24 protein-coding genes are annotated in these 20,320 nt (G+C 56.6%); 3 read left to right on the forward strand and 21 right to left on the reverse strand.

What is annotated here, in order from left to right; translation table 11 throughout:
- The 9 genes from ACOTX2_RS15135 to fkpA all read right to left on the reverse strand — a co-directional run.
- Positions 1 to 144 (reverse strand): GTP-binding protein (locus tag ACOTX2_RS15135; RefSeq protein WP_072112497.1); only part of this gene is annotated, 144 nt, incomplete at its 3' end.
- 69 nt (positions 145 to 213) lie between these two features.
- Entirely contained in the window at positions 214 to 2,328 is a 2,115-nt protein-coding gene (gene fusA / locus ACOTX2_RS15140) for an elongation factor G (protein ID WP_022649591.1), read from the reverse strand.
- Positions 2,329 to 2,424: 96 nt separating this feature from the next.
- The gene (gene rpsG, locus ACOTX2_RS15145; protein ID WP_003861706.1) at positions 2,425 to 2,895 is read right to left on the reverse strand and encodes a 30S ribosomal protein S7; all 471 of its coding nucleotides are present in this window, start codon (positions 2,893 to 2,895) and stop codon (positions 2,425 to 2,427) included.
- Positions 2,896 to 2,991: 96 nt separating this feature from the next.
- Positions 2,992 to 3,366: a 30S ribosomal protein S12 gene (gene rpsL / locus ACOTX2_RS15150; protein ID WP_000246815.1), complete on the reverse strand. Its 375-nt coding sequence runs from the start codon at positions 3,364 to 3,366 to the stop codon at positions 2,992 to 2,994.
- 124 nt (positions 3,367 to 3,490) lie between these two features.
- Positions 3,491 to 3,778 (reverse strand): sulfurtransferase complex subunit TusB, encoded by a 288-nt coding sequence (gene tusB / locus ACOTX2_RS15155; protein ID WP_022649592.1) that lies wholly within the window; start codon positions 3,776 to 3,778, stop codon positions 3,491 to 3,493.
- 7 nt (positions 3,779 to 3,785) lie between these two features.
- Positions 3,786 to 4,145, reverse strand: a complete 360-nt coding sequence (gene tusC / locus ACOTX2_RS15160; RefSeq protein WP_023298759.1) for a sulfurtransferase complex subunit TusC — start codon at positions 4,143 to 4,145, stop codon at positions 3,786 to 3,788.
- Positions 4,145 to 4,531, reverse strand: a complete 387-nt coding sequence (tusD, locus tag ACOTX2_RS15165) for a sulfurtransferase complex subunit TusD (RefSeq protein ID WP_003861699.1) — start codon at positions 4,529 to 4,531, stop codon at positions 4,145 to 4,147. The genes tusC and tusD overlap by 1 nt, the downstream gene beginning before the upstream one ends.
- Positions 4,531 to 5,253: a helix-turn-helix transcriptional regulator gene (locus ACOTX2_RS15170; RefSeq protein ID WP_003861697.1), complete on the reverse strand. Its 723-nt coding sequence runs from the start codon at positions 5,251 to 5,253 to the stop codon at positions 4,531 to 4,533. The genes tusD and ACOTX2_RS15170 overlap by 1 nt, the downstream gene beginning before the upstream one ends.
- Positions 5,254 to 5,420: 167 nt before the next feature.
- Complete coding sequence (fkpA, locus tag ACOTX2_RS15175) at positions 5,421 to 6,239, reverse strand: FKBP-type peptidyl-prolyl cis-trans isomerase (protein ID WP_003861695.1); 819 nt, start codon at positions 6,237 to 6,239, stop codon at positions 5,421 to 5,423.
- A 238-nt stretch (positions 6,240 to 6,477) separates the two neighbouring features.
- On the opposite strand from fkpA, the gene ACOTX2_RS15180 reads away from it, so the two are divergent.
- Positions 6,478 to 6,696 carry a protein SlyX gene (locus tag ACOTX2_RS15180; protein WP_023298761.1) on the forward strand — a complete coding sequence of 73 codons (219 nt, stop codon included), beginning with the start codon at positions 6,478 to 6,480 and terminating at the stop codon, positions 6,694 to 6,696.
- Positions 6,697 to 6,747: 51 nt separating this feature from the next.
- Here the strand turns inward: ACOTX2_RS15180 and slyD are convergent, their stop codons facing one another.
- The 4 genes from slyD to kefG form a co-directional block, all read right to left on the reverse strand.
- The gene (slyD, locus tag ACOTX2_RS15185; protein WP_003861691.1) at positions 6,748 to 7,338 is read right to left on the reverse strand and encodes a peptidylprolyl isomerase; all 591 of its coding nucleotides are present in this window, start codon (positions 7,336 to 7,338) and stop codon (positions 6,748 to 6,750) included.
- A 94-nt stretch (positions 7,339 to 7,432) separates the two neighbouring features.
- Positions 7,433 to 7,633: a YheV family putative zinc ribbon protein gene (locus ACOTX2_RS15190; protein ID WP_038416829.1), complete on the reverse strand. Its 201-nt coding sequence runs from the start codon at positions 7,631 to 7,633 to the stop codon at positions 7,433 to 7,435.
- A gap of 13 nt (positions 7,634 to 7,646) precedes the next feature.
- Positions 7,647 to 9,452: a glutathione-regulated potassium-efflux system protein KefB gene (gene kefB, locus ACOTX2_RS15195; RefSeq protein ID WP_003861688.1), complete on the reverse strand. Its 1,806-nt coding sequence runs from the start codon at positions 9,450 to 9,452 to the stop codon at positions 7,647 to 7,649.
- Positions 9,452 to 10,003 (reverse strand): glutathione-regulated potassium-efflux system ancillary protein KefG, encoded by a 552-nt coding sequence (kefG, locus tag ACOTX2_RS15200; RefSeq protein ID WP_003861686.1) that lies wholly within the window; start codon positions 10,001 to 10,003, stop codon positions 9,452 to 9,454. Before kefG ends, kefB begins: the two co-directional genes overlap by 1 nt.
- Before the next feature lie 132 nt (positions 10,004 to 10,135).
- Here kefG and ACOTX2_RS15205 point away from each other — a divergent pair, with 132 nt between their 5' ends.
- Both ACOTX2_RS15205 and ACOTX2_RS15210 read left to right on the forward strand, forming a co-directional pair.
- Positions 10,136 to 12,040: an ABC transporter ATP-binding protein gene (locus ACOTX2_RS15205; RefSeq protein ID WP_023298762.1), complete on the forward strand. Its 1,905-nt coding sequence runs from the start codon at positions 10,136 to 10,138 to the stop codon at positions 12,038 to 12,040.
- A 15-nt stretch (positions 12,041 to 12,055) separates the two neighbouring features.
- Positions 12,056 to 12,988 (forward strand): LysR substrate-binding domain-containing protein, encoded by a 933-nt coding sequence (locus ACOTX2_RS15210; protein ID WP_022649599.1) that lies wholly within the window; start codon positions 12,056 to 12,058, stop codon positions 12,986 to 12,988.
- A gap of 102 nt (positions 12,989 to 13,090) precedes the next feature.
- On the opposite strand, the gene mdcH is transcribed toward ACOTX2_RS15210, so the two are convergent.
- From mdcH to mdcA, 8 genes are all read right to left on the reverse strand, one after another.
- The gene (gene mdcH / locus ACOTX2_RS15215; protein WP_022649600.1) at positions 13,091 to 13,987 is read right to left on the reverse strand and encodes a malonate decarboxylase subunit epsilon; all 897 of its coding nucleotides are present in this window, start codon (positions 13,985 to 13,987) and stop codon (positions 13,091 to 13,093) included.
- Positions 13,987 to 14,604, reverse strand: a complete 618-nt coding sequence (locus ACOTX2_RS15220) for a malonate decarboxylase holo-ACP synthase (protein ID WP_048966615.1) — start codon at positions 14,602 to 14,604, stop codon at positions 13,987 to 13,989. The genes mdcH and ACOTX2_RS15220 overlap by 1 nt, the downstream gene beginning before the upstream one ends.
- A 2-nt stretch (positions 14,605 to 14,606) precedes the next feature.
- Positions 14,607 to 15,566 (reverse strand): AEC family transporter, encoded by a 960-nt coding sequence (locus tag ACOTX2_RS15225; protein WP_023307100.1) that lies wholly within the window; start codon positions 15,564 to 15,566, stop codon positions 14,607 to 14,609.
- Between the two features lie 123 nt (positions 15,567 to 15,689).
- A complete protein-coding gene (gene mdcE / locus ACOTX2_RS15230) occupies positions 15,690 to 16,490 on the reverse strand; it encodes a biotin-independent malonate decarboxylase subunit gamma (RefSeq protein WP_063148443.1) in 801 nt (266 codons plus the stop codon).
- Entirely contained in the window at positions 16,490 to 17,323 is an 834-nt protein-coding gene (locus ACOTX2_RS15235) for a biotin-independent malonate decarboxylase subunit beta (protein ID WP_003861672.1), read from the reverse strand. The genes mdcE and ACOTX2_RS15235 overlap by 1 nt, the downstream gene beginning before the upstream one ends.
- On the reverse strand, positions 17,316 to 17,615 hold the full coding sequence (gene mdcC, locus ACOTX2_RS15240) for a malonate decarboxylase acyl carrier protein (protein WP_000411786.1): 300 nt from the start codon (positions 17,613 to 17,615) through the stop codon (positions 17,316 to 17,318). Before mdcC ends, ACOTX2_RS15235 begins: the two co-directional genes overlap by 8 nt.
- 9 nt (positions 17,616 to 17,624) lie before the next feature.
- On the reverse strand, positions 17,625 to 18,482 hold the full coding sequence (locus ACOTX2_RS15245; RefSeq protein ID WP_022649605.1) for a triphosphoribosyl-dephospho-CoA synthase: 858 nt from the start codon (positions 18,480 to 18,482) through the stop codon (positions 17,625 to 17,627).
- Positions 18,482 to 20,137 (reverse strand): malonate decarboxylase subunit alpha, encoded by a 1,656-nt coding sequence (mdcA, locus tag ACOTX2_RS15250; RefSeq protein ID WP_023330194.1) that lies wholly within the window; start codon positions 20,135 to 20,137, stop codon positions 18,482 to 18,484. The genes ACOTX2_RS15245 and mdcA overlap by 1 nt, the downstream gene beginning before the upstream one ends.
- Between the last annotated feature and the right edge of the window lie 183 nt (positions 20,138 to 20,320).

Genomic DNA, 20,320 nt, shown 5'->3' on the forward strand with positions numbered 1-20,320 from the left:
GTCGAAAGCACGAGCAGCACCGCCGTAGGTTTTAGCCAGTACGGTAGTGATTGCAGCAGTCAGGGTAGTTTTACCATGGTCAACGTGGCCGATAGTACCAACGTTGACGTGCGGTTTTGTACGTTCAAATTTTTCTTTAGACACGGCTATATTCCTTACTATAGTGCTCTCCCCTTCGGAGAGAGCACGGGACTTAGGTTTTAATCCTGTGGATTACTTACCACGGGCTTCGATAACGGCCTGAGCAACGTTGTTCGGCGCATCATCATACTTCAGGAATTCCATAGTGTATGATGCACGACCTTTGGTCAGAGAACGCAGCTGAGTTGCATATCCGAACATTTCAGACAGCGGAACTTCAGCGTGGATCTTAACGCCAGTTACTTCGGATTCCTGACCACGCAGCATACCGCGACGACGGCTCAAGTCACCGATAACGTCACCGGTGTTCTCTTCCGGAGTTTCTACTTCAACCTTCATGATTGGCTCAAGCAGAACTGGTTTTGCTTTCTTAAAGCCTTCTTTAAAGGCAATAGACGCAGCCAGTTTAAACGCCAGTTCAGAGGAGTCAACGTCGTGGTAAGAACCGAAGTGCAGACGAACACCCATGTCTACAACCGGGTAACCAGCCAGAGGACCAGCTTTCAGCTGCTCCTGGATACCTTTATCAACGGCAGGGATGTATTCGCCAGGAATTACACCACCTTTGATGTCGTTGATGAACTCGTAACCTTTAGGGTTAGAGCCCGGCTCCAGTGGGTACATGTCGATCACAACGTGACCGTACTGACCGCGACCACCAGACTGCTTAGCGTGTTTACCTTCAACATCGGTAACTTTCGCGCGAATCGCTTCGCGGTAAGCAACCTGAGGTTTACCCACGTTCGCTTCAACGTTGAATTCACGCTTCATACGGTCAACGATGATGTCCAGGTGCAGTTCACCCATACCAGCGATGATGGTCTGGTTAGATTCTTCATCAGTCCATACGCGGAATGATGGGTCTTCTTTCGCCAGACGGCCCAGAGCCAGACCCATTTTTTCCTGGTCAGCTTTGGTTTTTGGTTCAACCGCGATGGAGATTACCGGCTCAGGGAATTCCATACGCTCCAGAATGATCGGGTGATCCGGGTCACACAGGGTGTCACCAGTAGTCACGTCTTTCAGACCGATAGCAGCAGCGATGTCGCCCGCACGAACTTCTTTGATCTCTTCACGTTTGTTAGCGTGCATCTGTACGATACGGCCAAAACGTTCACGCGCCGATTTCACGGAGTTCAGGATGGTGTCACCGGAGTTAACCACACCAGAGTAAACGCGGAAGAAGGTCAGGTTACCCACGAATGGGTCGGTAGCAATTTTGAACGCCAGCGCAGAGAACGGCTCGTCATCACTTGCGTGACGCTCAGCCGGAGTATCTTTACCGTCGTCCAGGATGCCGTTGATCGCAGGAACGTCAACCGGGGATGGCAGGTAGTCAACTACCGCATCCAGCATTGCCTGAACACCTTTGTTCTTGAACGCAGAACCACAGGTTACCAGGATGATTTCGTTGTTCAGAACACGCTGACGCAGAGCAGATTTGATCTCTTGCTCAGTCAGTTCTTCACCACCCAGGTATTTCTCCATCAGCTCTTCAGAAGCTTCTGCTGCGGATTCGATCAGGTTCTGGTGCCATTCGTCAGCCAGGTCCTGCATCTCTGCCGGGATATCTTCGTATTCGAAGGTAACGCCCGCATCTGCTTCGTTCCAGTTGATGGCTTTCATTTTCACCAGGTCGATAACACCGGTGAAGCCTTCTTCAGCACCAATTGCCAGCTGAAGCGGAACAGGGTTCGCGCCCAGACGGGTTTTGATCTGGCCAACAACTTTCAGGAAGTTAGCACCCATACGGTCCATTTTGTTAACGAACGCGATGCGTGGAACTTTATATTTGTTAGCCTGACGCCATACGGTTTCAGACTGTGGCTGAACACCACCAACTGCGCAATAAACCATTACCGCGCCGTCAAGAACACGCATGGAACGTTCTACTTCGATGGTGAAGTCAACGTGCCCTGGGGTGTCGATGATGTTTACGCGATGCGGTTCGTACTGCTTAGCCATACCTGACCAGAAAGCAGTAGTCGCTGCGGAGGTGATAGTAATACCACGCTCCTGCTCCTGTTCCATCCAGTCCATGGTGGCTGCGCCGTCATGAACTTCACCGATTTTATGGTTTACACCGGTGTAGAACAGAATACGTTCGGTAGTAGTGGTTTTACCGGCGTCGATGTGCGCACTGATACCGATGTTACGGTAGCGTGCGATGGGTGTTGTACGAGCCATTTGATTCCTCGTTTATATCTTTAGGCGTTCAGTTAAGTTACCCAGAGCGGGCGGCTTCTCTGAAGCGCCCGCCTGGTGACTACGACTCCGAAGGGATTACCAACGGTAGTGTGCGAACGCCTTGTTGGCTTCTGCCATACGGTGAACGTCTTCACGTTTCTTAACTGCAGTACCTTTGTTTTCTGCAGCATCAGAAAGTTCGTTCGCCAGACGCAGAGCCATGGATTTATCACCGCGTTTACGAGCAGCTTCAACGATCCAACGCATTGCCAGAGCATTACGACGAACCGGACGAACTTCAACTGGAACCTGATAAGTAGAACCACCAACGCGGCGAGACTTAACTTCTACAGTCGGGCGCACGTTGTCGAGAGCGACTTCGAAAGCTTCCAGTTCATTTTTACCAGAACGCTGAGCCAGGGTCTCCAGCGCGCTGTATACGATTGCTTCTGCAGTAGATTTTTTACCATCTACCATCAGGATATTTACAAATTTTGCCAGCAGTTCTGATCCGAATTTCGGATCTGGAAGAATTTTACGCTGACCAATGACGCGACGACGTGGCATGGGATTACTCCGTTGTTAATTCAGGATTGTCCAAAACTCTACGAGTTTAGTTTGACATTAAGATAAATCAGTTTGGCCTTACTTAACGGAGAACCATTAAGCCTTAGGACGCTTCACGCCGTACTTGGAGCGAGCCTGCTTACGGTCTTTAACACCTGAGCAGTCCAGCGCACCACGAACGGTGTGGTAACGAACACCCGGAAGGTCTTTAACACGACCGCCACGGATCAGGATCACGGAGTGCTCCTGAAGGTTGTGACCTTCACCACCGATGTAGGAAGTCACTTCGAAACCGTTAGTCAAACGCACACGGCATACTTTACGCAGTGCGGAGTTTGGTTTTTTAGGAGTGGTGGTATATACACGAGTACATACGCCACGTTTCTGCGGGCAGGCTTCCAGCGCAGGCACGTTGCTTTTTGCAACTTTGCGTGCACGTGGTTTGCGTACCAGCTGGTTAACTGTTGCCATTAAATAGCTCCTGGTTTTAGCTTTTGCTTCGTAAACACGTAATAAAACGACCTCATACAATATGAGGACGCGAAATTTTAGGGCTACGTCGAAAAGGTGTCAAGAAATATACAGCGATCTCAAATCACCAGTTCATTTGACTGGCGTGCGTCACAGTAAGATTGACGAAATCAGTATAGCCAACCACGTCAATTTTGGCTGAAATTTGACCAGAAAGACCCCGCGCATCCAGATCCTCTTTAAGCGCAGAGACTGTTATGGGGGCATTAGCGAGGATTTCAACAAAACGGCTGCCATCAAGCGCCGCGAGCACGCCATCCTGAATCAGCAGCAGATCATCGCCTTCGCGCAGCATGCTCAGTAACGTGTCGATATCGCATTGCCACGGTGAACGGCTCAGGGTATGGAGCATGACAGCCTCAGAAAGTCAGAACGGTATCGTAGTGAGAAAGTTGTTCGCGCAGCGCAGAAGATGTCAGGATCGTCACGTCCAGCACGAACGGTATTTTCTCATTTAACCCACGAGCGGCCAGCGAGTCGGCGCACACATAGAAGGTTTCAATGTCATAGAGCGGCAGAACTTTAAAGGTCGCAATGTAGTCGCGCGCAAGAATAGCCTGCGGTTGTTGGCCTGCCAGAAGCTGGAATACGCCATCGCCTAAAAAGAAGACGCCAATATCTTCGGTTAGAGCCGAGGTCGCGAGCAATGCATCCAGCCCTTCCCGGCCTGAAGCGCTGCCATGCGGGGCAGAAGTAAAAACAAACGCTACGCGCTTCATCAAAATTGCACCACTCTGTCGCAGGTCAACGCCGCCTGTGCTAATGCGCCTAATCCGCTGAGCGAAAAGCCCGGTTGCAGGTTAGCCCCTGCCAGACCAAGGCGTTCGGCTTCAGTCGCATCCGTCACGCCGCGACGCAGTGCCGCCGCGACGCAGATATGCAGGTCGACGCCCTGCGTTTCGTTTAATTTTTGCCAGGCGCGCACAAGGTCAAACTCATCGCTCGCCGGGGACGTAAACTGGTTCGCGTTATAGACCCCTTCACGATAGAAGAAGACGCTTGCCAGTTCATGACCGGCATCAAGCAGCGCATGGGCAAACTGTAGCGCGCTGCTGGCCTGCTGGGTACCGTACGCCGGGCCCGTCACCATTAACGCAAAACGCATTACTTGTCTTGCCCCAGGAAGTCGCCGCTTTTGAACTGGCGAATATAGAGGTAAACCGTGTGTTTGGAGATATTCAGGCGATCGGCCACCTGGTTGATGGCATCTTTGATATCAAAAATCCCTTTCTCATAGAGGTTCAGGACGATCTGACGATTCTTGGCGTTGTTGGATACGTTGCGATCGGCATTCACCTCTTCAATGGTGAACTCCAGCGTCTGTGTCACGAGATCCTCAACAGAAGAGGCAAAGTTCACCGATGAGCCCACGTCCGGCGTTTCTGGCGGGATGAAGGTGCTCATGATTTGCGAGAATGGCACATCAAGGTTCATGTTGATGCACAGCAAACCGATTACCCGGTGTTCGCGGTTTCGAATCGCGATAGTTTCTGATTTCATCAGCACGCCGCTTTTGGCGCGGGTGAAATAGCATTTTGAGACGCTGCTGTCCGCGCCGGTCATGTCATGCAACATACGCAATGCAAGGTCGGTGATTGGCGAACCAATTTTACGGCCAGTGTGCTCACCATTCGCAATGCGGATAGCGGAACACTTAAGATCTTGCAGGGAATGCAATACGATTTCGCAGTGGGAACCAATGAGCATCGCTAACCCGTCCACTACCGCTTCGTAGGATTTCAGAATATCGAAGTCGGTCTGGTCAAATGGACGTTGATCCAGCAAATCAAGTTCACTGGTTTCGTTGGTTAAAAGCGACCTGGACATGAAAAAAACACTCCTTTTCAGGAGCCTGTCGTTAGGTTTTCAGGGCAGGCTCATTATCTACACGGACAACTAAATTAATACAGCGTGTATAACGCTTTCCAGTGTTAATTATATCTGCCCCACAATAAAAAAACCGCCGCCTGTAAAGGCGGCGGTTTTTTTCAGCATTACTTCTTAGCTGCTGCGGCTTTGTCGTCAGCCGGTGCGTCTGTTTTCGCATCCGCTTTCGGCGCCGGTTTGATGTCCAGCAGTTCTACATCAAATACCAGCGTAGAGTTAGCCGGGATACCCGGAACGCCGGTTTTGCCGTAAGCCAGATCCGGTGGGATGACCAGCTTGATTTTACCGCCTTTCTTGATGTTCTTCAGGCCTTCGGTCCAGCCCGGGATCACACCGTCGAGACGGAAGGAGAGAGGCTCACCGCGAGTATAAGAGTTATCGAACTCTTTACCGTCGATCAGCGTACCTTTGTAGTTAACTACAACGGTGTCGCTGTCTTTAGGCGCGTCGCCGGTACCTTCTTTCTCAACTTTATAGATCAGGCCAGTAGAAGACGTTTTAACGCCTTTCTCTTTAGCGAACTTATCGCGGTAGGCTTTGCCTTTCGCTTCGTTATCTTTAGCGTCTGCTTCCATCTTGGTCTGAGCGGCGCCTTTCACGCGCGCTTCAAACGCTTGCAGAGTCTGCTCGATTTCCTGGTCAGACAGTTTGCTCTTGTCTGCGAACGCATCCTGAACCCCTGCGATCAGCTGATTTTTGTCCAGTTTGATGCCCAGTTTCTCTTGTTCTTTCAGAGAGTTTTCCATGTAACGGCCCAGAGACGCGCCGAGTGCGTAGGCGGATTTCTGGTCGTCATTCTTGAATGCCGCTTTGCTGTCTGTAGTCGCAGCAGGCTTCGCAGCAGTATCAGCAGCGAAAGACAGCGGCGCATTGAGCGCTACAGCCATAGTGGTCGCCAGCAGCGTAACTTTAAACAGTGATTTCATCCATATCTCCAGGACCTGAGGTCTCTCACCCCAGTGTTAAATGTAAATGAGTGACGTACTATAAAACGTTGTGGAAGAAATCTACAGACAGACTCCCCCGAATGTCGCTTCTTTTCAGACTATTTTTGTTTAAATAAGTTTCTTGTCAGGGAGATGGATACTGTACTTAAGGAAAAAGTCAGATAAACTTCGCCGCCGCTGGTCCATTATGGCGCATGAGAGATAAACGAGGTGAATGATGAAGGATACAACGATCGAAGCGAGACTGGCTGAGCTGGAAAGCCGCCTGGCTTTTCAGGACATCACCATCGAAGAACTGAACCAGACCGTGACGGCTCATGAGCTTGAAATGGCAAAAATGCGCGATTTGATGCGACTTCTCACTGAAAAAGTGAAGGCAACGCAGTCGTCGCACATCGCCTCTCAGGCTGAAGAGACGCCACCACCTCATTATTGAGGCGTAAAAAAAGCGGGATTATCCCGCTTTTTTATTTTCCGCAGTACGGAATCAGTGGCAGCCGCAGCCGCCGTTACCGCAACCACCTTTACCGTGGCCGTGGTCATGACCATGATCGTGGCCGTGACCACCGCAGCAGCCGTCGTGGCCGTGATCGTGGTCATGGTCGTGACCGTGCGCACCATGAACGTGGCCATGAGCCAGCTCTTCTTCGGTCGCTTCACGGATAGCAACAACTTCTACGTTGAACTTCAGGTTCTGACCAGCCAGCATGTGGTTGCCGTCAACCACAACGTGGTCGTCTTCAACTTCTGTGATTTCAACCGGAACCGGACCCTGGTCAGTTTCAGCCAGGAAGCGCATGCCAACCTGCAACTCGTCAACGCCCATGAACACGTCTTTAGGAACGCGCTGAACCAGGTTGTCATCATACTGACCGTAAGCGTCGTTCGCGCCGACAGCAACGTCGAATTTGTCGCCAACTTCATGACCTTCCAGCGCCGTTTCCAGGCCGGAAATCAGGGAACCGTGACCATGCAGGTAGTCCAGCGGCGCACTCACCGGAGACTCATCAACCAACACACCGTCTTCTGTACGTACCTGATAGGCCAGGCTGACCACCAGGTCTTTTGCTACTTTCATGATATCTCCTGAGCGTGGGAAAATTGCTGGCGCAGATTGTAGCGGAATTCTGCACCCGTGTACCCTTAAGCTTAAAAAAACTCAGAGCATATCGCTAGTCTGGATGAAAAATGCCGATCACTTGCTCTTCTTTGCGAACGTGATCGCGGGCTTCTTTGTCGACCTCACGCATCTGGTGACCGCACTTAACACATTCAACAATATCGATATTATTCTCCCGCCACATGGCCAGCGTATCTTGCGCCTGGCAGGACGGGCATTTTGCGCCCGCGATAAAGCGTTTACGTAAAGCCATCTTTCGTTACCCTTTATTCAAATTCATCCCAGCCGTCGAGCTGGCGTCGTTCCTGTTGCATCTCACGCTGGAAGATCTCCTCCAGTTCGCGACGCGCTTCCCGCACGCGGGAGATCTGCGCCGTGTCGCTGTGCACAGGCATCAGTTCACGCAGCATTCGCATATCCAGCCGGCGGAAATGCATCTGGGCGCGTTGCGCCTGGTGAGGATGCATACCCAGCGAAACCAGCGCCTTGCGCCCCAGCTCCAGCGCGCTGGAGAAGGTTTCGCGGGAGAAGTGTTTCACACCCGCCTGCAAAAGTTCGTGAGCCTCAACACGTCCGCGCGCACGCGCCAGAATATGCAGATGCGGGAAATGCTGCTGGCACAGCTCCACCAGCTTCATTGTGTCTTCCGGATCGTTACAGGTAATGACGATGGACTCCGCAGCCTCTGCCCCCGCCGAGCGCAACAGCTCAAGCTGCGTCGCATCCCCGTAGTACACCTTATAACCATATTTGCGCATCAGGTTGACGGCGCTGATATCGCGCTCCAGCACCGTAATGCGCATTTTATTTGCCATCAACAGGCGACCAATCACCTGTCCGAAGCGGCCAAAGCCCACGACGATCACCTGCGGTTTATCATCTTCCACCCACGGCGCTTCGTCTTCATCGTCTGCGGGATTCAGGCGGCGCGACAGCAGTTTGTCCACCAGCTTCATCAGCAGCGGCGTGGTCATCATCGACAGCGTGACCGTCACCAGTAGCAGCGCCATCTGGTCATCTTTGAACAGCTTCTGAGACGACGCAGTGGAAAACAGCACAAACGCAAACTCTCCGCCCTGACTTAACACGCTGGAAAACTGCATCCTTTCCGAGCTGCGCAGCCCGTAAATCCGCGCGAGGAGATACAGCACCAGCGTTTTGACCGCCACCAGCACGGCGACACTCGCAATAACCCACAGCAGATGGGTATAGAGCACGCCAAGATTAAGCGCCATACCCACCGAGATAAAGAACAGCCCTAACAGCAGCCCCTTAAACGGATCGATGGCGGTTTCCAGCTCGTGGCGGTACTCGCTTTCCGCAAGCAGCACCCCGGCGATAAACGTCCCGAGCGCCATCGACAGCCCCAGCGCATCCATAAACAGCGCTGAACCAAGCACCAGCAGCAGCGTTGCGGCGGTGAAGACCTCGCGTACGCCGGATGCGGCAATAAACCGGAACACTGGACGCAGTAAAAACCGTCCGCCGATCAGCATCCCCGCGAAGGCCAGCACCTTCATGGAGATCTTCATCCAGTCGAAATGATCGTCTCCGGAGCCTGCCAGCAGCGGCACCAGCGCCAGCGCCGGGATCACCGCTAAATCCTGGAACAGCAGCACCGAAAAGCCCAGTTGCCCCGCCTCGTTGCGGTTCATCCCTTTGTCGCGCATCAGCTGAAGCGCCATCGCCGTCGACGACATTGCAAGACCGATCCCGCCAATCACCGCGGCCTGCCAGGAAAACTGCGTCAGCATCAGCAGGCCCGCCAGAATGGCGGCGCTGAGCAACACCTGCGCCGCCCCGACGCCAAAAATAGATTGCCGCAGTTGCCACAGCTTGGACGGATTAAGCTCAAGCCCGATGATAAACATCAGGAACACCACGCCCAGCTCGGAGAAGTGGAGAATTTCATCCACATCGCTGATAAACCCAAGCCCCCAGGGACCAATGGCTATCCCCGCCAGCAAATAGCCCAGCACCGCGCCAATGCCGAGACGCGCGGCAAGGGGGACCGCGACGACGGCGGCAAACAAAAACAGCACCCCGGCGAGGAGTAAATTCGAACCGTCCATTAGCGTCCTCCCGCCGGAATCGGTGACGCCAGCCATTCGCCATAGGCCCTGGCATGGCTCGCCAGCGCTTTCGGATCCTGCCGCCGTGCCCAGTAGATAATAATCGGGCTCATCCAGTGCATACGGCACATCGCCGCCGTCAGCTCAAACGGCCGCAGAATGTCGCTCATGGGGTAACGGTTCAGCCCGTCGTGACGGTAAGCGCTTTCCGGCTCACCGGTGGTGATGACACTCCGCCAGTACTTTCCCGCCAGCTGGTTGCCCCCCACCCCGCTGGAAAAGCCCCGGCTCAGCACGCGGTCCAGCCACTCTTTCAGCAGCGCCGGACAGCTATAGGTATAAAGCGGATGCTGGAACACAATCACGTCGTGCTGACGCAGCAGTTCCTGCTCGTAAGGAATATCAATAAAGAAATCGGGGTAGTGCGCGTAGAGATCGTGCACCGTTACGTTACTGAGCTGTGTGGCCGGCTTAAGCAGCACCCGGTTTGCCACCGAGTCCTGTGATTCCGGATGGGCATACAGCAGCAGCACTTTCGCTGTCTGAGACATCACTCCCCTCCCGGTTCTGTTTTTGTGTATTGTTGTCGTTTTGGGCTACCATGGCGGCCCGGTGGGGAAATTGGCCCACACCTTACATTATCATAATGACAAATTAACATAGTCGGAACATACGGCGCTTCTATGATTGTTTTCTCCTCGTTACAAATTCGTCGCGGCGTGCGCGTCCTGCTGGATAACGCGACTGCTACCATCAACCCGGGCCAGAAAGTGGGGCTGGTCGGCAAAAACGGCTGCGGTAAATCCACCCTGCTGGCACTGCTGAAAAACGAGATAAGCGCGGATGGCGGGAACTTTACCTTCCCGGGCAACTGGCAGCTCGCCTGGGTAAACCAGGAGACCCCCGCGCTGAGCGAACCGGCGCTCGACTATGTTATCGACGGCGACCGTGAATACCGCAAGCTCGAAGCGGAGCTCAACGCCGCCAACGAGCGCAACGACGGCCACGCCATCGCCACCGTCCACGGCAAGCTGGACGCCATCGACGCCTGGACCATTCGCTCCCGCGCCTCCAGCCTGCTGCACGGCCTGGGCTTCAGCAACGAACAGCTTGAACGCCCGGTGAGCGATTTCTCGGGTGGCTGGCGTATGCGCCTTAACCTGGCGCAGGCGCTGATCTGCCGCTCTGACCTCCTGCTGCTCGATGAACCGACCAACCACCTCGATCTCGATGCGGTTATTTGGCTGGAGAAGTGGCTCAAGAGCTATCAGGGCACTCTGATTCTGATCTCCCACGACCGCGACTTCCTCGACCCGGTGGTGGATAAAATCATTCATATCGAACAGCAAAGCCTGTTCGAGTACACCGGCAACTACAGCTCTTTCGAGCGCCAGCGCGCGACGCGCCTCGCCCAGCAGCAGGCGATGTATGAAAGCCAGCAGCAGCGCGTGGCGCACCTGCAAAGCTTTGTGGATCGCTTCAAGGCCAAGGCGTCAAAAGCCAAGCAGGCGCAGAGCCGCGTCAAAATGCTGGAACGCATGGAGATGATCGCCCCCGCGCACGTGGATAACCCGTTCCACTTCAGCTTCCGCGAGCCGGAGAGCCTGCCGAACCCGCTGCTGAAGATGGAAAAAGTGAGCGCGGGCTATGGCGATCGCATTATTCTCGACTCTATCAAGCTCAACCTGGTGCCGGGTTCACGCATCGGTCTGCTGGGGCGTAACGGCGCCGGTAAATCGACGCTGATCAAGCTGCTGGCGGGCGAGCTTAACCCGGTCAGCGGCGAAATCGGGCTGGCGAAGGGCATCAAGCTTGGCTACTTCGCTCAGCATCAGCTGGAATTTTTACGCGCCGATGAATCGCCGATCCAGCACCTGGCGCGCCTGGCGCCGCAGGAGATGGAGCAGAAGCTGCGCGACTACCTCGGCGGCTTTGGCTTCCAGGGCGATAAGGTGACTGAAAATACAGCGCGTTTCTCCGGCGGCGAAAAAGCGCGTCTGGTGCTGGCGCTGATCGTCTGGCAGCGTCCAAACCTGCTGCTGCTCGATGAACCGACCAACCACCTCGATCTCGACATGCGTCAGGCGCTGACCGAAGCGCTGATCGAGTTCGAAGGGGCGCTGGTTGTCGTTTCGCACGATCGCCACCTGATCCGCTCCACCACCGACGATCTCTATCTGGTTCACGGCGGCAAAGTGGAACCGTTCGACGGCGACCTGGAAGATTACCAGCAGTGGCTGACGGACGTGCAGAAGCAGGAAAACCAGCCGGAAGAGTCAGCGAAAGACAACGCCAACAGCGCCCAGGCGCGTAAAGACCAGAAGCGCCGTGAAGCGGAACTGCGCACCCAGACTCAGCCGCTGCGTAAAGAGATTACCCGTCTCGAAAAAGAGATGGAAAAGCTTAACGCCACGCTTGCCGCCGTCGAAGAGAAGCTGGGCGACAGCGAACTGTACGATCAGAGCCGCAAAGCGGAGCTGACGGACTGTCTGCAAACGCAGGCGAAAACCAAATCCAGTCTCGAAGAGTGCGAAATGGCATGGCTGGACGCGCAGGAACAGCTGGAAGCGATGCTGCAAGCCGACTAACACGCCGGGAGGGTTATGGGCTTCGATACCACGAGCGAGATTACATTCCGTAAGCTCAGCATCTTCATGACGTTCATGGACAAGGGCAATATCGCACGTACCGCCGAAACGCTCGGCCTGAGCGGTGTCAGCGTGCACCGCGCGCTGCATACCCTCGAAGAGAACGTCCGCTGCCCGCTCTTTGCTCACAAAGGGCGTAACCTGATTGCCCTCCCCTCCGCGTGGACGCTGCTGGAGTATTGTCAGGAGGTGATGCAGGTGATGGAGCGCGGACTGGAAGAGTCGCGCAAGATTGCCGGTATCGGCCAGGGACGGTTGCGCGTCGGTACGCTTTACTCGCTGACGCTGGAAACCGTGCCGCGCCTGATAATGGGCATGAAGCTGCGCCGTCCGGATCTGGAGATGGATCTGACGATGGGCTCGAACGAAACCCTGCTCCATATGCTGGATGAGGGTTCGCTGGATGCGATTTTAATCTCTATCTCCGAGAGCGATATCGACCGTAACAGCCTCGAAGTGCTGCCCCTGTTCCATGACGATATTTTCCTTGCCGCACCGGCCTCTGCCACGCTGAATACCAGCGGTCCCGCCGATCTGCGTGACTATAAAGATCAGAAGTTTGTCGCCCTCGCGGAAGGGTTCGCCACTTACGCCGGGTTTCAGGAAGCGTTTCATATTGCCGGTTTCGAGCCGGAGATTGTGACGCGGGTAAACGATATTTTCTCGATGCTGAGCCTGGTGCAGGCGGGGGTCGGGTTTACGCTGATGCCGGGCAGGATGAAGAAAGTGTACGAAAATTCGGTGCAGCTACTGAAGCTGGCACAGCCGTACCAGATGCAGCAGCTGATTGCGATCGTCTTTGCCCGCAACCGCGAGCAGGATCCGAGCCTGCGGGCATTGGCCGCGGAAGGGCGGATGTACGCCAGAAGTTTGCAGGACGGAGCCTGAGGCCTTGCCGGGTGGCGACGCGTTGCGTCTTACCCGGCCTACAAAATAATACAACCGAACCCGTAGGCCCGGTAAGGCGCAGCCGCCACCGGGCAATAAAACTCACGCACGAAGCCGCCCCGCCAGATGCACCGCCACGTCCACCCCGCTGCGCTCCAGCGAAATGGATTCGCCTTCCCACGCCGCCTGCCGCGTCAGGCAGGTTAATATGCCTCCCGGCGGCATCTCAATCGCCAGCCGCGCTTCACGCTCGTTAGCGGAAATCACCGCCTCCTGCCAGCGCACGGTTCGCGCCATGTTCATTGCCAGATCGTCGGCAATTTTCTCCGGCTGCCAGAGCACGCGTCCGGTACTGCCGCTCAGGTACGCGCAGCGGGGACGGGAAAGCGTGACCGATTCAAACGCCGCTGCCAGCTTCTTCGCCGGTTCCGCCAGCAGCGCGCAGTGCGATGGCACGCTCACCGCCAGCCGTTTGGCCTTGCTTGCACCCTTCGCCAGCGCGCGCTCCGCCACCTGCGCCATACCGTCATCGGTTCCGGCAATCACGATCTGCGTTTCGGCGTTCAGGTTAGCGATATAGGTTCCAGTCCCCTGAATCAGGTTTTCCACCTGCGGCAGGGTCAACCCCATAATCGCCGTCAGGCCGTAGCCGTGCGGATACGCCTGCTCCATCAAATCACCGCGCAGCGCCACCAGCTTCAGCGCATCTGTAAAGTCCAGCGAGCCTGCGATAACCGCCGCAGGATAAGCGCCAATGGACAGACCGCTGACAATATCCGGCGACACGCCGCGACGTTCCAGCTCGCGCGCCCAGGCCACGCCGGCAATCAGCAGTGAAAGCTGAACCGCACGGGTGTGGGTTAACGAGGATGCGCTGTCCAGGGTATCGACTTCCGCCCCCAGCACAGCACGGGCCTGCTCCAGCTCCGTTCCCGGCAGGTTTTGCAGCATACCTTCGTGCTGTGTGCCCTGCCCCGGAAAGGTAAACAGTATTTTCATTACTCCTCCCTGTGCCATGGATCCGCTACCAGGCGCGGTCCACATTGCGTTTTTAGCAGCGTTTTGCCGTCGCGTAACCATTCTGCCAGCGCGAATCCGCCCTCGGGCGTGTCCACCTGCGTATCCACCCGGCACAACGCACGGCTGAGCTGAGCCTGCCAGTCAGTAAACGCCTCAGGGGAAACGGTACGCGGGGCGCGGATCAGCAGATCGAGATCGCTGTCGGCGTGGATCACCGGAATGCCGGTCGCCAGCGCATAACCCGTACTGCCGGTTATCCCCCACGTCCACGGCCACGACTGCTGCGCAAGCTGAAGAGCCACCTGAACCGGCGGCTGAGTGACAAACGGCGAACGCAGCAGGTCGGCGGCAACGCTCAACTCTTCGGGCGACACCACGCGCAACACGTTCTCAGGCTTCACCCATCCGGCCGCCCGCTGGTCGCGGCGCAATCCGCGCACGCCAACGGGAATACGGCCTTCATTATCAACATCACGCCGCACCACTACCGGTAGCCCGGTATGCCAGGCCGCGTCTACCCAGGATTCGGTAATCCCTTCCAGAGCGTCGCGCGCGGTAAGCCAGATGAGGTCGTGTGGGCGTAATGTTGTGGTCATAATTACATTCCTGAAGTCAGCGAGATAAACAGCGGCAGCGACAGGATACACAGTATGGAGCTCAACAGCAGCACGGCTTCAGCATCCGGCGACTGCACGCCAAAGCGGTTTCCGAACACCACGCCAAAGAAGCCCGCAGACAGCGCAATCATCAGGATGGCGGTGATCGCCACGGAGCCGTGCAGACCGAAGATTAAAACGATACCCCAGGCAATCGCTGGCTGGATCAGCAGCTTGGCGATAGTGGAAGTGATCACCATGGTGTTGATCTGAAGCTTACGCGCGGAGAGGATCACCCCGGTCAGGAACAGCGCCGCAGCGGTCGCGGACAGTCCCAGTGGTTTAATCGCCGCCAGTACCAGCTCCGGCATTTTGATGCCGATAGCGGACAGGATCACACCCAGCAGCGGGCCCATCACGATCGGTTTTTTAATGGAGCGCCACATCAGCACCGGCAGCATGGAAAGCGTTGAACCGGAGTTATTGCCCTCGGCGCGCGCTTTTTCACGCTCCAGAATAAGCAGGCAGAACGGGGTCATCAGCACCGAACCACAGGCGATGGAGACCGCCACGGAGAGTGAAGTAGAAGAACTTTCACCCAGCACGCTGCCCAGAATCGGCAGGCCGAGCGCCGCATAGTTTGGCAGAGCGACGGTCAGCGTCAGTACGGCTGCATCCTGCGGAGATTTTTTAAAGACTTTGGTGGCGAGGAAGTAGATGGCCGCATAGGTGATCCACATCGCCAGGGTGAGCACCAGGATCAGCGGCGACTGCGCCACAATGCCGGTCCACGGGGTTTGCACGGTGGCGCTGAACAGCGCGGCAGGGAGTGCAAAATCCATAACGAAGATATTCAGCAGGGAAACATTTTTGTTATCGACCATCTTTGCTTTACCGGCCCAGAATCCCAGCAGCATGATGACGAAAATCGGTGCAAGAGCATGAACAATTACGTAAGTCATAAATCACCTGTAGTAAAAAAGTTTAAGCACTGGCGCGATGTTTATTATTTTCAGGATGCAGGTTCCCGCGTGGACGCAACGGGCGCGCCCACGGGGTAATGCATCTGGCAGGTCTCTTTTTACTTACCAGCTGGCTCGCATACGTTCACGTACGAGCGCCGAGCTGCGGCGGTTGTCAGCACCCAGACGGTTTTTCAACGTGGTGTCCTGACGAGCGTCGCTGATGGCCTGTTGCAGGGTAGTTTTCACCCGCGTCAGATCGCTTTCGGAAGGGGCATCCGGGTTGCTGATATCCAGCAGGTCGGAGAGCAGCCCCAGCGTGGCGTAGTTGCTGATGTCGTACGCCATTGGCGGAATGGTTGCCGCCAGTTTTTCCAGCGCCTCCACGGTACGCAGCGTAATGCGCGCCGCAGACTCTTTGCCCATGGCATGGATCAGCACGCCTTTATCGTTGAAGGCAATCAGGCGGTTGGCCTGATAGCCGTGCGCCAGAAACGCGCCGGACATGGCCTTACCGACGATAAGACCAATCACCGGATGCCCCGCCAGCCGCGCATTGGCATAGGCGGCAGCGGCGCCGGCCAGTGCCTGGTGGATACCAAACGCCTCTTCGCGACGGCCATAGGCCTGGCTTGGGACATCGATCACCGCCACAATCGGGCGCTTCACAGCTTTATCGGCGTCAGCGGCGACGGTTTCGCTGACCACTTTTGCCAGCGTCCATCCTTCCAGCAGGCCGACTTCACCCTGCGCCGCGCGCGGGAAGTGGTTGTTGGCGTCCGGCACCACGGCGACAAAGCGCACCGTTTCACCGTTCAGCTCGCCGTCTGCCGCCTGCACGGACGGGCATAACCCCTCCAGACGATTCGCATTCGGGGCCAGAGTTTCCAGCCAGAGTTCGCCACGGCTAATTGAGTTAGTCATCATTTCACCTCCCGGGCAAAAAGCGCTTTAATCTGTTCGGCATCGGCCTGTTTGCGGGTGTCGAAATTCGTCAGACGGTTCAGGTAATCGTCGTAGTTATCGGTGCGATGTTTCGCCGGTACGCCTTTGGCGATGGCCTCGTTCATCGCGGCTTTCACCGCGTTCACGCCGTCGCCCACCAGCGCGTCCACCAGTCCGCTTTCATAGCGCACTTCGCCGCCGGTCATGCTCCAGATAAACGGACGGTCGCGGGAGTCATACTCTTCAATGCCCGCTTCCTGCTCAATAACCTGCGGGCCGTTGAGGCCAAGACGCGCTTCGCGGGTCACAATCAGGTAGCTGCACAGCGCCGCGGCGATAGACATCCCGCCGAAGCAGCCCACGGTCCCGGCGACAATCCCGACAACCGGGGTATAGCGACGCAGGTCAACGATCGCGGCGTGGATATCGGCAATCGCCGCCAGGCCGAGGTTGGCTTCCTGCAAACGTACGCCGCCGGTTTCGAGGCACAGTACCGCCTGAGTCGGAATGCCGTTGCGGTTATCTTCCGCAGCCAGCTCCAGCGCCGCCGCCATTTTGGCACCGGACACTTCGCCCATGCTGCCGCCCTGGAAGGTGCCTTCAATCGCCACCACCACTGCAGGCTGGCCGTTGATGGTCCCTTTCGCGACTACCATGCCGTCATCGGCCTGAGGAACAATCCCCTGTGGCCCAAGCCACGGAGAGATAATGCCTTCAAACGGATCCAGCAGTTCGCGGTAGCTGCCGTCGTCGAGCAGCGCCTGCGCACGCTGGCGCGCTTTTAATTCGATAAAGCTGCTGTCATCACGCATGGTTCACCCCTTCAAAAACCTGTTCGATACGAATGCGTGCCACGCCCGGCGTCGCGCCGAAGTCGTGGATGGTCAGCTTACCTGCGGGCAGGCTGCTGACGGTTTGCAGGCGATTGAACAACGCCTCCCAGCGCCCACGGCTGTTGTCGACGGAGGTGGTGATATCAATGGTTAAGGTCTGGCCCGGTTCGGCGGTGAAAAGCACCTCCATATCCCCGGAACCGACTACCCCTGCCAGCGCCCTGCCGCTTACTTCGCGGCTGGCGGGCACGGTCAATGTGATTTTTTCCATAACATCCTCTTAATGCTTTGAATAGGGCGTTTCGACGCGGTCAAGAAACAGCGTGGCGGCAAGCAGGTCTGCGGCTCCGCCCGGCGAGGCGTTAAGCGTCAGCATCTGACGGTCTAACCGCGCCAGCGCCTGCTGCCCCGCAAGTGTTGCGCATCCTCCCGCGTTCAGCACCGCACGGGCGCCGTTCTGCATGGCATCCAGCCCCTCCATGCCGGCGCGCGACAGCACGCAGGTGTCGGTGAGCGAGGTCATGATCGCCATCAGCGCGTCGAGTCTGGCCTGCGTTTCGCTGCTGCCGTTGAGGCGGCTGAGGTGAAGCTGCGGCAGCGCGCGCTGCATGATGTGCGGAAACGCCTGCTGAGCCTCTTCACGCGCGCCCGGTACACGGTAGCGGTGCGTGACGCGTAACCCCTTGCTGAATACTTTCGGCGCCGCGTCATCCGGCAGTTTCGCCAGCTGAGCGGCGGTGTTCGCGACGGTTTGCGCCCGGGCATCGCCGCCCAGCATCGCCACCGCGCTCACCAGCAATCCCAGCGCCCAGATCGCGCCACGGTGTGTGTTCACGCCGTCGGTAGCGGCCATCATCTGCCGTTCGCCTTCACGACCCAGGCGGCCAACGGTTTGCCTGAGGGCAATATCCGCCGGACGCTGCCAGCTCTGTTGCGCCAGCGCCTGAAACGTGGGGGTCAGGCTGTGAGCGGAGCGCTCCATCAGCGCAAGCGATAAATCGTGATGCGCGCCGTTCCCCCGGCTGTCCACCAGACCGGGCTTCGGGCTTAAACGTGCTTCGTCAATCAGACACTGCGTGGCGGTTCGCGCCAGCCATTCGGCACCGCCTTCAACCTGGATCTGGGGCAGAAGTTTCATTACCAGCTCCGGAATTTCGCAGGTGGGTTATACAGGCCGCCGGACCACTCAACGAGGTCAGCCACGCTGCCCGCAGCCAGCAGAGAGCGGGTGGCATCGGTACGACGAATGCCAATATCTTCCGGATACACAACCTTGCCGCTCTGGCGCAGTTCCGCCACGCGTTTGGCGTCAACGCCCAGACCGATATCGGTGATACCCGCCACGGCGGCGACCATGGCGCGACGCTCTTCCAGATCTTTCGCCCGGTAGAGGTAAGCAATCCCCTCTTCCGTCAGCACGTGGGTGACGTCATCGCCGTAAATCATAACCGGCGCCAGCGGCATGCCGGAGGCTTTCGCCACGTCTACGGCGTCGAGTTTCTCCACGAAGGTTGGCTTCACGCCCGCCTGGAAGGTTTCCACCATCTGCACAACCAGCTTTTTACCGCGCTGCATCGGGTCAGGCTCGGTGATCATGTTCAGCCAGGCCGGTGTGGCGTGGCGACGACCGTGCGGATCGTGGCCCATGTTTGGTGCGCCGCCGAAGCCGGAGAGACGGCCGCGGGTCACGGTTGAGGAGTTAGCGTAACCATCAACCTGTAGCGTAGAGCCGATAAACATATCGACCGCGTACTGACCAGCCAGCTGACAGAAGGCGCGGTTAGAGCGCATGGAGCCGTCAGCACCGGTAAAGAACACGTCCGGACGGGCGCGGATGTACTCTTCCATCCCCAGCTCGCCGCCGAAGCAGTGGACGCTCTCCACCCAGCCGCTTTCGATGGCCGGGATCAGCGTTGGATGCGGGTTCAAAGTCCAGTGTTTACAGATTTTGCCTTTGAGTCCGAGCTGTTCGCCGTAGGTTGGCAGCAGCAGTTCGATCGCTGCGGTATTAAAGCCAATCCCGTGGTTCAGGGACTGCACCTGGTGTTCAGCGTAGATGCCTTTAATCGCCATCATCGCCATCAGGATGTGTTCCTGTTTAATCAGGCGCGGGTCGCGGGTGAAGAGCGGCTCAATAAAGAACGGCTTGTCCGCCACCACCACGTAATCGATCCACGAGCCCGGAATATCGACGCGCGGCAGGTCGCACTCGTCGTCCACCAGCTCGTTCACCTGTGCGATGACGATGCCGTCGTGGAACGCGGCGGCTTCCACCAGCGCCGGGGTATCTTCGGTACTCGCCCCGGTGTAGAGGTTACCTTTACGGTCCGCTTTAAAACCGGCAATCAGCGCCACGTTTGGCGAAAGGTCGACGTATAAACGTGAGTAGAGTTCGATGTAGGTGTGAATCGCCCCGATTTCGAGCTGACCATCCTCCAGCAGCTGCGAAATGCGCAGGCTTTGCGTACCGGAGAAGGAGAAGTCGAGCTTGCGGGCGATGCCTTTCTCAAAGATGTCCAGATGTTCGCTGCGGCCCACGCTCGGCATGATCATATGCAGATCGTGCACGATTTGCGGGTTCACTTCGGCCAGTGAACGGGAAAGGAAATCCGCCTGCTTCTGGTTGTTGCCTTCCAGAACGACTTTGTCGCCTGGTGCGATCAGTTTTTCCAGCATGGCGACAAGATCGCCGGTTGGCAGTACCTTGCCCTGCACCGGTACGGACGCCAGACGACGCGCTTTCTCGCTGCGTCGGGTGTTCCATTGCCGGGTGGGTGTTTGCCCAGATAACATTATTAACCTCCTGATTCAGCACATCATTCTGATTTGCTTAACGTTGAGTAAAGTGTGCGCTCTGGTGAGAAAGGCATCAATTAAGCGTAGGACGTAATCATTAGCCTGAGAGTAATAATCAAGGTAAAGAAATGTGATCGGGATCAGTTCATGTTTCGGAAAAACGGGCTAAACGGGGTACAA

The sequence above is a fragment of the Enterobacter cloacae complex sp. IR5412 genome (genome assembly GCF_049237385.1).
Classification (GTDB): Bacteria; Pseudomonadota; Gammaproteobacteria; order Enterobacterales; family Enterobacteriaceae; genus Enterobacter; species Enterobacter intestinihominis.

Bases quoted from the DNA above. Each gene is read 5' to 3' on its own strand.
- ACOTX2_RS15190 (WP_038416829.1), bottom strand. From the start codon at position 7,633: ATGGCTTTACGTAAACGCTTTATCGCGGGCGCAAAATGCCCGTCCTGC.
- fkpA (WP_003861695.1), bottom strand. From the start codon at position 6,239: ATGAAATCACTGTTTAAAGTTACGCTGCTGGCGACCACTATGGCTGTA.
- tusB (WP_022649592.1), bottom strand. From the start codon at position 3,778: ATGCTCCATACCCTGAGCCGTTCACCGTGGCAATGCGATATCGACACG.
- mdcC (WP_000411786.1), bottom strand. From the start codon at position 17,615: ATGGAAAAAATCACATTGACCGTGCCCGCCAGCCGCGAAGTAAGCGGC.
- mdcA (WP_023330194.1), bottom strand. From the start codon at position 20,137: ATGTTATCTGGGCAAACACCCACCCGGCAATGGAACACCCGACGCAGC.
- rpsL (WP_000246815.1), bottom strand. From the start codon at position 3,366: ATGGCAACAGTTAACCAGCTGGTACGCAAACCACGTGCACGCAAAGTT.
- ACOTX2_RS15225 (WP_023307100.1), bottom strand. From the start codon at position 15,566: ATGACTTACGTAATTGTTCATGCTCTTGCACCGATTTTCGTCATCATG.
- slyD (WP_003861691.1), bottom strand. From the start codon at position 7,338: ATGAAAGTAGCAAAAGACCTGGTGGTCAGCCTGGCCTATCAGGTACGT.
- kefB (WP_003861688.1), bottom strand. From the start codon at position 9,452: ATGGACGGTTCGAATTTACTCCTCGCCGGGGTGCTGTTTTTGTTTGCC.
- ACOTX2_RS15220 (WP_048966615.1), bottom strand. From the start codon at position 14,604: ATGACCACAACATTACGCCCACACGACCTCATCTGGCTTACCGCGCGC.
- kefG (WP_003861686.1), bottom strand. From the start codon at position 10,003: ATGTCTCAGACAGCGAAAGTGCTGCTGCTGTATGCCCATCCGGAATCA.
- ACOTX2_RS15235 (WP_003861672.1), bottom strand. From the start codon at position 17,323: ATGCGTGATGACAGCAGCTTTATCGAATTAAAAGCGCGCCAGCGTGCG.
- tusC (WP_023298759.1), bottom strand. From the start codon at position 4,145: ATGAAGCGCGTAGCGTTTGTTTTTACTTCTGCCCCGCATGGCAGCGCT.
- tusD (WP_003861699.1), bottom strand. From the start codon at position 4,531: ATGCGTTTTGCGTTAATGGTGACGGGCCCGGCGTACGGTACCCAGCAG.
- ACOTX2_RS15245 (WP_022649605.1), bottom strand. From the start codon at position 18,482: ATGAAACTTCTGCCCCAGATCCAGGTTGAAGGCGGTGCCGAATGGCTG.
- ACOTX2_RS15180 (WP_023298761.1), top strand. From the start codon at position 6,478: ATGAAGGATACAACGATCGAAGCGAGACTGGCTGAGCTGGAAAGCCGC.
- fusA (WP_022649591.1), bottom strand. From the start codon at position 2,328: ATGGCTCGTACAACACCCATCGCACGCTACCGTAACATCGGTATCAGT.
- rpsG (WP_003861706.1), bottom strand. From the start codon at position 2,895: ATGCCACGTCGTCGCGTCATTGGTCAGCGTAAAATTCTTCCAGATCCG.
- ACOTX2_RS15170 (WP_003861697.1), bottom strand. From the start codon at position 5,253: ATGTCCAGGTCGCTTTTAACCAACGAAACCAGTGAACTTGATTTGCTG.
- mdcE (WP_063148443.1), bottom strand. From the start codon at position 16,490: ATGACTAACTCAATTAGCCGTGGCGAACTCTGGCTGGAAACTCTGGCC.
- mdcH (WP_022649600.1), bottom strand. From the start codon at position 13,987: ATGAAAATACTGTTTACCTTTCCGGGGCAGGGCACACAGCACGAAGGT.
- ACOTX2_RS15210 (WP_022649599.1), top strand. From the start codon at position 12,056: ATGGGCTTCGATACCACGAGCGAGATTACATTCCGTAAGCTCAGCATC.
- ACOTX2_RS15205 (WP_023298762.1), top strand. From the start codon at position 10,136: ATGATTGTTTTCTCCTCGTTACAAATTCGTCGCGGCGTGCGCGTCCTG.